The organism is Nodularia sp. UHCC 0506, from assembly GCF_034931045.1.
In the GTDB taxonomy this organism is placed as follows: Bacteria; Cyanobacteriota; Cyanobacteriia; order Cyanobacteriales; family Nostocaceae; genus Nodularia.
On the sequence record NZ_JAYGHH010000043.1, the window covers coordinates 6,117 to 18,386 of the forward strand.

A 12,270-nucleotide genomic window follows, 5' to 3' on the forward strand; every position below is an offset into this window, starting at 1 on the left:
AATTACGAACTACGAATTACGAATTACGAATTACGAATTAACTTATGTTTGGTTTCATCAAACTGCAAAAAAACTATCAGTGTGTTTCACAGTTGAGCGAAGAAGATTGTGGAGCAGCTTGTCTGGCTTCTATTTGCAAACATTACGGCCGATTTTTAAGCATTAATCGTAGTCGAGAATCAGTAGGAACTGGACAACTAGGCACAACTTTATTAGGTCTAAAACGTGGATCTGAAAACTTGGGTTTTAATGCCAGAGCAGTTAAAGCCTCGCCAGAAATTATCGACAGAATCAAAGAAGTGCAGTTACCAGCCATTATCCATTGGCACGGTCATCATTGGGTAGTTTTATATAACCAACAGGGCAAAAAGTATGTGATTGCTGATCCCTCTGTGGGTATTCGGTATGTGGATCGAAAAGAGTTAATGTCTGGTTGGAATGGGGTTATGCTCTTACTAGAACCAGATCCAGACCGCTTTTTTGATCAGCCCCAAGACAAACCAATGGGTGGCTTTGGACGCTTTCTGAAGCGGATTTTGCCTTATCGTGGTTTGCTAACTCAGGTTTTAATGCTCAATATTGCTTTGGGTGTCCTGGCGTTGGGTTCTCCTATACTCATCCAAATCCTCACAGATGATGTTTTAGTGCGCGGAGATGTCCAGTTACTGACTGTTGTTGTAGCCGCAGTTGTAGTGATGACCTTATTTAGCAGCACTCTACAGTTATTGCAATCTACAATGATTGCTCACTTTGGTCAACGGCTGCAATTAGGGCTAGTTTTGGAATTTGGGCGCAAGATGCTTCAGTTGCCTTTAAATTACTACGAAGCCCGCCGGAGTGGTGAAATCACTAGCCGATTAAGAGATATCAATGATATTAACCAGTTGGTATCACAGATAGTCGTGCTTTTACCGAGTAAATTTTTTATTGCGGTGATTTCTTTCTGCTTAATGCTGTTTTATAGTTGGAAACTAACATTAGCAGTTATTGTGGTCGGTGCTTTAATGACTTTATCTACTGTGCCTTTTTTACCGATTCTCCAACAAAAAACTCGCAGTCTTTTAGTCTTGGGGGCGGAAAATCAAGGGGTGTTAGTCGAAACATTTAAGGGCGCACAGGTACTTAAAACTACAAATGCTGCGCCTCAATTTTGGGAAGAATTTCAAAGTCGTTTTGGTCGTCTAGCCAATCTGACGTTTAGTACTGTGCAAATCGGAATTATCAATAATACTCTTTCTCGACTGCTTTCTACTATTGGCGGTGTAGCTTTATTGGGGTTAGGAAGTATCTTGGTGATTCAAGGAGAATTAAGTATTGGACAAATGCTCGCGTTTAATGTGCTACAGGTGAATGTTCTGGGTTTAATTAATTCCTTAGTTGGCTTAGTAGATGAATATTTTCGCTCTCAAACGGCAGTTTCTCGGCTTTTAGAAGTGATTGATGCAACCCCGGAAGTCGTGGGAGGTAGCCAAAAGCCTGTAGCTAAAATTTCCGGTAGTGCAGATATTCATTGTTCCCATCTGACATTTCACCATCCTGGTAGAGTTGATTTGTTAGAAGATTTTTCTTTAAAGTTACCTGGTGGACAAGCGATCGCTTTAATTGGTAAATCTGGGTGTGGTAAAAGTACTTTAGCCAAACTCATAGCAGGTTTATATCAGCCCAATTCTGGTAATATCCGCATTGGCTCCTTTAACCTCGATGACATCGCCCTGGATTGTCTCCGCCAACAAATAGTTTATATCCCCCAAGAACCTCATTTTTGGAGTCGCTCGATTTTAGAGAATTTCCGTTTAGGAACGCCCTACATTTCTTTTGAGGAAATTGTCAAAGCTTGCGAGATTGCTGATGCGGATAGCTTTATTAGTCAACTTCCTAATAAATATCAAACTGTGTTGGGTGAATTTGGGGCTAATCTCTCTGGTGGACAAAGACAACGATTAGCGATCGCTAGAGGAATTCTCACTAATCCACCTGTCTTAATTTTAGATGAAGCCACTGCTGGACTTGACCCAGTTAGTGAAGCTAATGTATTAGATGCCATTTTGAACTACCGCAAAAGCAAAACTACAGTTTTAATTACTCATCGTCCCAGCGTTGTCAATCGAGCTGATTGGATTGTAATGTTAGAAAAAGGTGAAGTGCAATTACAAGGAACTCCAGAGACTTTTTTGGCAGAAAAAGGAGAGCATCAAAAGTTTTTATCATTATGACAATTTTTCTTGGTGTGAGGAAGTAATATCATGTCTAAAAATTATCCATTTTTTTTCCAGTCTCTCATTGAAGAAGAACAAGAAAGCCTAGCAGGTGGGCAAAGCAACGGTATACTAGGAACCAGTAATTTTTTCTTTCAAAAAACTGACATTGAGACTGAGGCAAATAATAATTTAAATCTTGCCGGGGATGAATCTATTTCTCAAGGCACTAAATATACTCTATCTCAAGTTACTATGGCATCATCTATCACATTTACATTGCCGCATTTGAATTCTGCTACTAATAGCATAAATAATTTCATAGCTAAAGTTATCAAGGGATTGACTGCGTAAACAAACACTGGCTTCAAAATTTTCAAATTCCCGATTTATTGACAAATTTGGGAATTCATTTTTTTTTAATCAGACTAGTCGTCTGTCAAATTTATTTTGACGGATAAAGGAACAAACCACAAAAGACACAAAGAGCGCGAAGGAAGAAAGAGAAATTGCAAGATTTCTTGATCTATTCGTCATTTTTAAGTTAAATAAGCGAAGCTATGCAGAAGGCTTTACTTTCATGACTTATACATAAATCCTCTTAATAAAACATAAAAAAATAAATAACAAAAAAATATTTTCATGCGTCTAAAGAAGTAAAGCTAATTCATGATTTTCTAACCTAAGAATAGTTTAAATAATTCGCCAATAGTTAATAATAAAAACATAGGTGATCCACACCTAACAAAAGTAAGTGAGGTACGAATTTATGTCATTTAAAATCACAAAATCTAATTTGTTGACAGAGTTATCCCCAGAGAAACAAGAACTTTTAGCCGGTGGACAAAACAATTTTGGCAGTCCAGATGATTTTGGCTCTCAAAATGATTTTGGCGGTGAAGATCAATTTGGTAGACAAGATGAATTTGGTAGTCCACAACGTCGGGGTGGCCGCGATTCTGAAAAACGTGTTCGCCGTATTCCCATCCGCTTGACCGGTATTCTGGAAGTTGTTAAATAAAGACTGAATATTACCATGATTTCACTTGGCTAATATTCTTGTCTACTTAATCAACAGTTTTTTTACGGTACATATTCAAATCTGAGCCGTAGTTTTGCACCCACCCAGACAAATTTCTGGTATGGGTGCTACCTAAAATTTATGTTGGAGATTGAGGTAACAAATTTATGTCAGAAACAACCATTCAATCTGATTTATTTGTCGAATTATCAGCAGAGTCACAAGAACTTCTATCTGGAGGTCAACAATTACAATTAGGTGGACCAACTAGACCTGATATTACTGTTATTGGAACTCTGATTGATTCTAGGGGTCAACGTATCCCTGTTCGGATTTTTGGCTTTGTTGCAGGGCCACCGGCGGGTGGTGGCGGTCCTTTTGGTGGTGGTGGCAGTCCTTTTGGCGGTGGTTTTTAATAACCCAGGTAAAAAAGACTCTTTAAGGATGTTTGGAGAACTTCTATTAAACATCAAAGCCGTCGAAACCTAATACAATTAGGACTTACGCAACTGGCAGATTATTTTAAGTTTGTAGTGAGGACTTTAGTCCTCAAAATAAGGGCTGTTCGCGGAACATTCCGATAGGGTAGCCCTTACTACAAGCAAAAATTTTTAAAATTGATATAACTATCCTCTTCTCTTATATGGAAGAGGAATATTTAAAACCTTGTTTATATGAGTCTCCGTTATATTTTGTACATTTCAAATATATTCTATCAATAAAATATAGTTTTTCCCAGTATTTTGATTGATGAATTGTATAAAAAATTAGCTGGAATTAAATCTGGATTTTACATTAATCAAAAGATATATAATTATTGTATTTTTTTATGACTTTGGGACAATTTAATTACTATAAAGCTTGTTTATAAATAAAAGCACAGGTACTACACTTCCATATTTTTTTGTACATACGTGTGTACCACCTATGGACGAATTTGAGGAAAATATTATGTCAGTTCAAGACCTCCAATCTGATTTGTTGATGGATTTATCTACAGAAGAACAGCAGGATGTTTCTGGGGGATTTGGTTATGGCTTAGGATTTGGTGGCTTTGGTTTAGGTCGTGGTTTAGGCTTCGGTTATGGTTTAGGTCGTGGTTTAGGTCGTGGCGTAGGTCGTGGTTTAGGCTTCGGTTATGGCTTCAGAGGTCGTGGTTTCGGCTTTTACTAAGTTGGCAAAATCCATAAACTGGGTAATCCCATAGTTTAAACTTTGCAATTAGGAAACGAAGGCCACGCGGCCTTCGTTTTCGTCTACGCGGCAAGCTCTTTTCTTCGCTATCTCGATATAAAAAGTGTGAATTTGGGGTTGAATAAATCAGAAAATTTGGGGATGACAGATAGCTGAAACTGTTCCCCGTTCCCTGTTCCCCGTTCCCTGTTCCCCGTTCCCTATCCTCACAAATAACTTTTATGCCTAACGGCACCTTACGCGAACAGTAAGCCCTAATTAGAGGAATAGCGATCGCCTATCCAATCGAGTAAAATCGGATTAACTAACTCAGGTGCTTCATCCTGGGGGCAATGTCCCACCCCTTCCAAGGGGATAAATTTTAGCACCTGTGGATAATTGGCTAGTTCCCTACCTAAGTCTACTGGTTCCCAGGGGTCGGCTGTTCCCCACAAAATGATGGCAGGACAAGGCAGTAAAGGTAACAGGTCTTCTGCTAGAGGTCCTGTAGAATAAGAAGTAAAAGCTAGAAACACCGCTACAGCACCTGGGTCTTTTGCTGGTGCAGTGAGAATATCAACTAACTCGTCTGTGACTATCTCTGCATTCGCGTAGGCTTGCAGCAAAATCTTACGGACTGTTTTCGGTTTAGCAACTTGATTGAAAAAAAACTGACCAATTGGTTTGATAGATAATATTTTTTGCAGAATCGGTGCGCCGAAACGACGCGACCAGGGTAGTGTTTCCCGTTTGCGGTCGTGCAGCAATCGTAATGAACAATTGAGTAAGGCGACTCCTAAAGCTATATCGGGGTTGCTGACTGCTGCTTGTAGTACCACAATACAGCCAATGGAATTTCCTACTAAAAAGGCAGGTTCCCCCACTACTTGCCGGCAAAAGTCTGCTAACTGCTCTCCCCATGTTTCCAGAGTGTAGTTAATTTCTCCCCCCGGTTGAGGTTTAGCTGAATTGCCAAAACCAATCAAATCAATGGCATAAACGCGACAATTTTCTGCTAACACGGGGATATTTTTGCGCCAGTGCCACCATGAGGCTCCAAAGCCATGGACGAGAACAATTGCGGGGCCATTGGTTCCTTGAGTCTGATAGGAGATGGGGAAACCTTGCCAATTCCAGGTTTTGGTTGAGGTAAATGTGTTTGTGGAAGTTTTCATCAGAAATTTATGAAAAAATTAATATAAGTACCAAGAAACAATACATTTGTGGCTTTACTAAAAATTTATAATCCTGAGAAATAGCAGTCTTAAATCATTTGTAAAATCTCACGGTTCGGCTATTGGCTGTGACCGTTGACTGTTGCCTATTAATAGCGAATTACTGCTACACACGGGATTTGTGTGCTGCTATTTGCAGATTTTGATACTATTGTTATGATAATTCATATTTCGTAATCTTGCCGTTTCATTACCTGGATAGGGTAAGAGAATTAAAGCCTCTGTTTTTTCAAAAAAAATGTTACGATATGATTTTATGTGATGTAATAAGATCAGGATAGTTAGTCAATTCTGTAGCTTCACAGTTTATGGTAGCCATATTGGTCTGTAAAATTACGGGATATCAAGGATTGGCTGAAAATTGTTATTAGTTCCTTGCGGCTATATAAAGATGAATATACTAGAAACAATTAACACACCTGTTGGTAGCTATGCACCAGATTTTGAGCTTCCAGGAATTGATAATCAGGTACACCATCTTAGCCGTTATTTAGAAAAATTTCGTGCAGTTGGTGTTATTTCTATGTGCAACCACTGTCCTTATGTAAAATCATATCTAGAAAAATTAAAAAATATTCAAGCGGAATTTGCGGCAGAGGGCTTTACGCTGATTGGGATGAATGCCAGTGCGACACAACAGATAACAGAAAATCTTGATCAGATGAAAGCTTTTGCCCAATCTCATCAGTTGAATTTTCCTTATTTATTGGATTCAACCCAAGATGTGACTCGGAGTTTTGGCGCTAATAAAACACCAATGGCGTTTTTAGTCGATAATAATGGTATAGTGCAGTACAAAGGGAAAATTGACAATTATCCTCAAGAGGCATCGTCTCTGGGAGAAGATTATCTCAAAAATGCGATCGCTTGTTTGTTCAGTGGTCAAGCAATTAACCTAGCAGAAACTGAAGCAGTAGGAACCTCATTGATTTGGCGGAACTAGACACATATAGTCGCTGTGCTGCTATCTTAAATTGGAGGCAATTGCAACTTTTTTGATAAAGCGTAACTTCATGGGAACGAATTACCGGCGGGTTTTACTTAAACTAAGCGGTGAAGCCTTAATGGGCAACATGGGCTATGGCATTGATCCAGAAGTGGTCAAGGAAATAGCAGAAGAAGTAGCGGAGGTAGTAGCCACTGGCGTTCAAATCGCCATCGTCGTAGGCGGCGGAAACATTTTTCGTGGCGTAAAAGCTGCGTCGGCGGGAATGGACAGGGCAACCGCTGACTACATAGGAATGATTGCCACGGTAATGAATGCCATGACGCTACAAGATTCCTTAGAACGAATTGGGGTACAGACGCGGGTACAAACCGCGATCGCTATGCAAGAATTAGCAGAACCGTATATCCGTCGTCGCGCCATCCGCCACTTAGAAAAAGGACGGGTGGTAATTTTTGGTGCTGGTTCAGGAAATCCCTTCTTTACAACTGACACCACAGCAGCCTTAAGAGCCGCAGAAATTGATGCCGAGGTGATTTTTAAAGCCACCAAGGTAGACGGTATATACGATGCTGACCCCCATATTTATCCAGAGGCCAAGCGTTACACCAGTCTCACTTACGCGCACGTTTTAGCGAAAGATTTGCGCGTCATGGATAGTACAGCGATCGCCTTGTGTAAAGACAATAGTATCCCAATACTGGTTTTTGATTTAACGGTGCGAGGTAACGTCCGCCGAGCCGTATTGGGAGAAAAAATCGGCACCCTTGTGGGAGGTTCATGTGAAATTATCTGAAGCTGAGAGTACGATGCAAAAGACCGTTGAGGCAACCCAACGAGCTTTTAACACCATTCGCACTGGCCGCGCCAATGCGAGTTTACTAGATAAGGTATCGGTGGACTACTACGGTTCACCCACACCTTTAAAATCACTGGCCAACATTAGCACGCCAGAGGCTACAACCATCTTGATTCAGCCTTACGATAAAGGCAGCTTAAACATAATTGAGAAAGCAATTTCCCTGTCTGACATCGGTTTAACACCCAGTAACGACGGTTCTGTAATTCGGCTGAACATTCCGCCTTTGACAAGCGATCGCCGGAAAGATTTAGTGAAAATTGCGGCTAAGTATGCTGAAGAAGGACGTGTAGCTATTCGCAATATCCGGCGTGATGTCCAAGACTCCATTCGCAAAGAGGAAAAAGCTTCAGAAATCTCTGAAGATGAATCCAAAGACCAACAAGATAAATTGCAAAAACTTACAAATAAGTACACTTCCAGAATCGATGAATTGCTAGCAGACAAAGAAAAAGACATTACCACTGTCTAAGGCATATACCTGCCCAGCAACTCATAAAATAGAGTAATATCAACTAGGAAGGCTGAAGAATGTTGTATAAATTCTTCAGCCTTTATCTATTACAGGGTCAGCGTATCCAATTTGGCGTTTCTGGTAAGTAGCAATAAATTTCTACCAGAAGATAAATGAACAAGATGCACCAAAAAAACTTAGCATGATCTTAATAAGTTGTAATCAATAATTTTATGAGTTACTACATTGCTCCTCGCTTTCTAGACAAACTTGGCGTTCACATCACTAAAAATTTCTTGAATCTACCTGGTGTGCGAGTACCACTGATTTTAGGGATTCATGGCCGTAAAGGCGAAGGCAAGACATTTCAGTGTCAGTTAGTCTTTGAAAAAATGGGTATTGAAGTGACTCACATATCCGGTGGAGAACTAGAGAGTCCCGATGCAGGAGATCCGGCGCGGTTAATTCGTTTGCGTTATCGGGAAACCGCAGAATTAATCAAAGTGCGTGGCAAAATGTGTGTGCTGATGATTAATGATTTGGATGCGGGTGCGGGACGCTTTGATGAAGGTACTCAGTATACTGTCAATACTCAGATGGTCAATGCCACACTGATGAATATTGCTGATCATCCCACAGATGTGCAGCTACCAGGAAGTTACGATTCTACACCCTTACATCGTGTCCCGATTATTGTCACCGGAAATGATTTTTCCACTCTCTACGCCCCGTTAATTCGGGATGGACGGATGGAGAAATTTTATTGGGAACCAGATAGAGACGACAAAGTGGGAATTGTGGGCGGAATTTTTGAATCAGATGGACTTTCACAACGGGAAGTTGTACAGCTTGTTGATACTTTTCCTCATCAGTCTATTGATTTTTATAGCGCCTTGCGATCGCGGATTTATGATGAACAAGTACGTGATTTTATTTATCAAGTAGGTTTTGAACGTGTATCGTCGCGTGTAGTTAACAGTGCTGAAAAGCCACCAGAATTTAAACAGCCTGATTTCAGCTTGTCCCACTTGATTGCGGCGGGTAACTTGATGGTGGGTGAACAACAACGGGTAGAAAATTCTCAATTGGTTGATGAATACAATCGACTGAATCGAGGCAGTAAAAATTATCAACCTGTATCACCCACGCCTGTCACACCCAATAGTCAGCCGTCAGGTAATGGATTTCAGAAACAGAGAGGATCAAATACTCATTTAAGCCTAGAAACACAAGAACAAATCCGGCAAATTTTAGCTCAAGGTCACAGAATTAACTTTGAACACGTAGATGAACGTCGCTTCCGCATGGGTTCTTGGCAAAGTTGCGGTACAACTCAGATCAATGCTGAATGGGATGCGATATCAGCTTTAGAATCATGTTTAGCCGAATATGAGGGTGAGTACGTGCGCTTGGTAGGAATTGACCCGAAAGCTAAACGGCGAGTAGTAGAAACGATTATTCAGCGTCCGAATGGTAAGAATTAATTAGGGCTTGCTGTTCGCGTAGCGTGCCGTTAGGCATAACAGTTTTGTCGTGGAGGCAGGGAACAGGGAAGAGAAAGCAATGTATTCCTGATTTCTCTGTGTTCTCTGTGCCTCTGCGGTTCGTTTATGCTGACCAATTTTCGCGGAAATCAGCGTACAAAGTCAGTCCCCCGTCTACAAATAAAGTCTGACCAGTGATGTAGGCAGCATCATCTGAAGCTAAAAAAGCTACGGCTGTTGCCATTTCTTCAGCAGTTCCAGCCCGACACATGGGGATATGACTTTCTACAGTTGCCTTTTTTTCTGGGTCATCTATCCAAGCTTGATTGATTGGTGTGACTGTAGCTCCCGGTGCTACAGCATTGACACGAATACCTTGATTAGCATATTCTAATGCTAGGGTTTTAGTGAGATTTTCCATTCCCCCTTTGCTCAGGGAATAACTCAGATATGTAGGTATGGGAATAATTTCATGAACACTGGAAATATTAATAATTACCCCAGAATGATTATGGGATAACAGATGTTTGATAGTTTCACGGGCGCAGATAAAAGCACCCCGGAGGTTAACTGCAAGGACTTGATCGAAGTCTGCGGTAGTCAGTTCGTGGGATGGACATTCTGTTTGAATCCCGGCATTGTTAATTAGAATATCTAAACTGCCAAAAGCCTCCACGACACTGTTGACCATGGTCACAATATCTGATTCTTGAGAAATATCACCCTGTACTAAAAGCGAACGCATTCCGCAATTTTCGATATCTTTACAGGCTTTCTCTACTGCCATGGCTTCGGTATCCGCCCCTGATTCTGGAGTTTTGCGGTAGTTAATCGCTATATTACAGCCTAATTGGGCAAGTTTAACCGCGATCGCCTGACCAATACCTGAAGTTGCACCTGTAACTAACGCATTTTTGCCTTGTAATCCTTTCATATCTTCACATTGTGTAAGGTGGGTTAGGCGCACCAGAATGTTTGATTTTGCGCCTTAACCCAGATGATTTCTACCTATTGTCCCTAATACCTAGCCTTTTGACTTCTGCTATTTGGTACTAGACTTGTACAATTAGGCATAAATACATTTCAAAATCCCTAAATCAAAGCCTTTTGACTTCTATTACTTCAAATTAGCGGGTACTTCTTCGGGAAATTCCTATTATGCGCTCGTAGCAAGGGTTTCTGGAAAGCCCAGGTTTCCGACTACTCATTTACTACTCAAAATATTTAATTTTACTCAATATTTTGGCAAGTGCGAGGTGCGATAGCGCTACTCAAACTCTACTCATTTTCTTGAAAATCTGCCCCAATTTCTTCCAAACTAAAAAACCGGGGTGTGGATGCGATCGCACTTCCCCCGGTCAGTTGCCACTATTTTAATCATGGTAACTTTTTCATCAGATCATCTATTTTTAGTTCCAGGCGCTCGAACACTATTGCGCCTGAAGCCCTCTTTTTTAGGCTTTCAATTTCACCCCCCAGCCTAGCCCCCTGTCCATCAAGCCTATAAAATATTTCACTTCGGGAAGATTGTGATTCGTGGATCTGCAAGGCTAACGTTTTATCTAAAGCCGCATAGAGTTCTTTTACCCGTTTTTCAGAAGAATCTATTTCCTTGTAGATGGCAGATTCTACCCTCGCTATCTTCCAAATGAATCCCACGACTGTAAATAAGGAGAGTGAAGCTTGCAACGCCTCTGCTACTGTCATATTCTGCTGTCGATATTATTAATTTTGGCTTGGATTTCGGCTAATGCCCTCATCGCTTCAGTAGGGTTAGCGCCGTCATACCACCAACATTCGTAGGTGTAAGAAGGGAACCAATTGGGCGGGACTAACTCTATTGAATATTGAGTTTTAGGATATTCTGATAAACTAAAAAATTTTAATCTGCCTAGAGGTAATGAACCATCCTTTAAAATTATCCCTCCAGCAAATTGAGAAGTAGATGAAGGGCTTGAAGGCAAAATAATATTGCATATCCCCCCATACTTCCAGGTTTGTTTGGCATCCCTACTGCCAACCGCAACAATAATGTTGTCAGTAGGGGGGACGCTAAATCTAATTCTGCTAAATAAAAACTTGCCATCGGGTAATTTTCTACCACGAGCGCTCATTCTAATGCCAAGATTCCAATTCAGAGAATCAGATAAGCTCACTAACTACCTCCCACACCCCATTGAATCCTATTCCCGCTCTGAGTGCGGATGCCAACAATGTTAGGGAAATTTTTCTGAAAGTAGATGACAGCATCAGTAACAGTACATCCACTTCCGAGGGGAAGGCTAACAGTATCGTACTGTCCTCTACTACCCTTAATTGTTTGCGGTTTTGCAAAAATTAAGGTTACAGACTGCTGCCGATAGCTGCCCACATTCCGAATACGAGTAACGGTTTTGCTGCCAGATGCAGTCTTAAATGTCACCTTGGCTGTAGGAATTGATGTTACTGGCTTAAGTTTCAATAGGTCGGCTACCCCTTCCTTAACCTTTACTAAGCTAGATAACCCACGCTGCCTTCCTTTGGGGGGCGTATTTCTGCCAAAGGGAAGTTTTACTAAAACCCTCCCCCCTTTTGTTGGACCTCTTCTAGTTGCCATAGTTTAAGCCTTCTTCCTTAAATTAGAATCTATTACTTAAAGAGGCGCTAAGTAATCTACAGCTGTAGCTACAGGCTTACCGCTTGCATCCAATGCGAAAGTAATGGGAAGAGTAGCTGCAACTGTAGCCGTCCCAGCCTCAGCGTCATAGGTGATGTTGACGTTATCTGGACGAGTGTCCACCCCAATTGCTAATTCATCGGCTTGGAGTAAGTGAGCTAATTCAAGCAAGCCGGCTGGCTTGGTTGTGGATTTAATATCGGTTGATGGAGCTAATACAGATGCTGGCATAATTTGTAGTTTTTGG

The 12,270-nt window shown here is 41.0% G+C and carries 15 protein-coding genes; 9 read left to right on the top strand and 6 right to left on the bottom strand.

Annotation, left to right across the window (positions count from 1 at the left end):
* The first annotated feature begins 44 nt into the window (after positions 1–44).
* From VB654_RS19330 to VB654_RS19350, 5 genes are all read left to right on the top strand, one after another.
* Positions 45–2,213, top strand: a complete 2,169-nt coding sequence (locus VB654_RS19330) for a peptidase domain-containing ABC transporter (protein ID WP_323215428.1) — start codon at positions 45–47, stop codon at positions 2,211–2,213.
* 30 nt (positions 2,214–2,243) lie between these two features.
* Positions 2,244–2,549 (top strand): hypothetical protein, encoded by a 306-nt coding sequence (locus VB654_RS19335; protein WP_323215429.1) that lies wholly within the window; start codon positions 2,244–2,246, stop codon positions 2,547–2,549.
* Between the two features lie 415 nt (positions 2,550–2,964).
* Positions 2,965–3,216: a hypothetical protein gene (locus VB654_RS19340; RefSeq protein WP_323215430.1), complete on the top strand. Its 252-nt coding sequence runs from the start codon at positions 2,965–2,967 to the stop codon at positions 3,214–3,216.
* A gap of 167 nt (positions 3,217–3,383) precedes the next feature.
* Positions 3,384–3,632, top strand: coding sequence for a hypothetical protein (locus VB654_RS19345; RefSeq protein ID WP_323215431.1), 249 nt, complete (start codon positions 3,384–3,386; stop codon positions 3,630–3,632).
* A gap of 535 nt (positions 3,633–4,167) precedes the next feature.
* Positions 4,168–4,389: a hypothetical protein gene (locus VB654_RS19350; protein WP_323215432.1), complete on the top strand. Its 222-nt coding sequence runs from the start codon at positions 4,168–4,170 to the stop codon at positions 4,387–4,389.
* A gap of 275 nt (positions 4,390–4,664) precedes the next feature.
* Here VB654_RS19350 and VB654_RS19355 read toward each other — a convergent pair whose 3' ends face one another.
* Positions 4,665–5,564 carry an alpha/beta fold hydrolase gene (locus tag VB654_RS19355; RefSeq protein WP_323215433.1) on the bottom strand — a complete coding sequence of 300 codons (900 nt, stop codon included), beginning with the start codon at positions 5,562–5,564 and terminating at the stop codon, positions 4,665–4,667.
* A 451-nt stretch (positions 5,565–6,015) separates the two neighbouring features.
* On the opposite strand from VB654_RS19355, the gene VB654_RS19360 reads away from it, so the two are divergent.
* The 4 genes from VB654_RS19360 (at position 6,016) to VB654_RS19375 (ending at position 9,367) form a co-directional block, all read left to right on the top strand.
* Positions 6,016–6,567 (top strand): thioredoxin family protein, encoded by a 552-nt coding sequence (locus VB654_RS19360; protein ID WP_323215434.1) that lies wholly within the window; start codon positions 6,016–6,018, stop codon positions 6,565–6,567.
* A 70-nt stretch (positions 6,568–6,637) separates the two neighbouring features.
* Positions 6,638–7,366 (top strand): UMP kinase, encoded by a 729-nt coding sequence (gene pyrH / locus VB654_RS19365; protein ID WP_323215435.1) that lies wholly within the window; start codon positions 6,638–6,640, stop codon positions 7,364–7,366.
* Positions 7,353–7,901 carry a ribosome recycling factor gene (gene frr / locus VB654_RS19370; protein ID WP_323215436.1) on the top strand — a complete coding sequence of 183 codons (549 nt, stop codon included), beginning with the start codon at positions 7,353–7,355 and terminating at the stop codon, positions 7,899–7,901. The genes pyrH and frr overlap by 14 nt, the downstream gene beginning before the upstream one ends.
* Positions 7,902–8,116: 215 nt before the next feature.
* Complete coding sequence (locus VB654_RS19375) at positions 8,117–9,367, top strand: ribulose bisphosphate carboxylase small subunit (protein ID WP_323215437.1); 1,251 nt, start codon at positions 8,117–8,119, stop codon at positions 9,365–9,367.
* Positions 9,368–9,491: 124 nt separating this feature from the next.
* Here the strand turns inward: VB654_RS19375 and VB654_RS19380 are convergent, their stop codons facing one another.
* From VB654_RS19380 to VB654_RS19400, 5 genes are all read right to left on the bottom strand, one after another.
* Complete coding sequence (locus VB654_RS19380; protein WP_323215438.1) at positions 9,492–10,301, bottom strand: glucose 1-dehydrogenase; 810 nt, start codon at positions 10,299–10,301, stop codon at positions 9,492–9,494.
* 443 nt (positions 10,302–10,744) lie between these two features.
* Positions 10,745–11,074 (bottom strand): hypothetical protein, encoded by a 330-nt coding sequence (locus tag VB654_RS19385; protein WP_323215439.1) that lies wholly within the window; start codon positions 11,072–11,074, stop codon positions 10,745–10,747.
* Positions 11,071–11,523 carry a hypothetical protein gene (locus VB654_RS19390; protein ID WP_323215440.1) on the bottom strand — a complete coding sequence of 151 codons (453 nt, stop codon included), beginning with the start codon at positions 11,521–11,523 and terminating at the stop codon, positions 11,071–11,073. The genes VB654_RS19385 and VB654_RS19390 overlap by 4 nt, the downstream gene beginning before the upstream one ends.
* Complete coding sequence (locus VB654_RS19395; protein WP_323215441.1) at positions 11,523–11,963, bottom strand: hypothetical protein; 441 nt, start codon at positions 11,961–11,963, stop codon at positions 11,523–11,525. The genes VB654_RS19390 and VB654_RS19395 overlap by 1 nt, the downstream gene beginning before the upstream one ends.
* A gap of 36 nt (positions 11,964–11,999) precedes the next feature.
* A complete protein-coding gene (locus VB654_RS19400) occupies positions 12,000–12,254 on the bottom strand; it encodes a hypothetical protein (RefSeq protein WP_323215442.1) in 255 nt (84 codons plus the stop codon).
* Between the last annotated feature and the right edge of the window lie 16 nt (positions 12,255–12,270).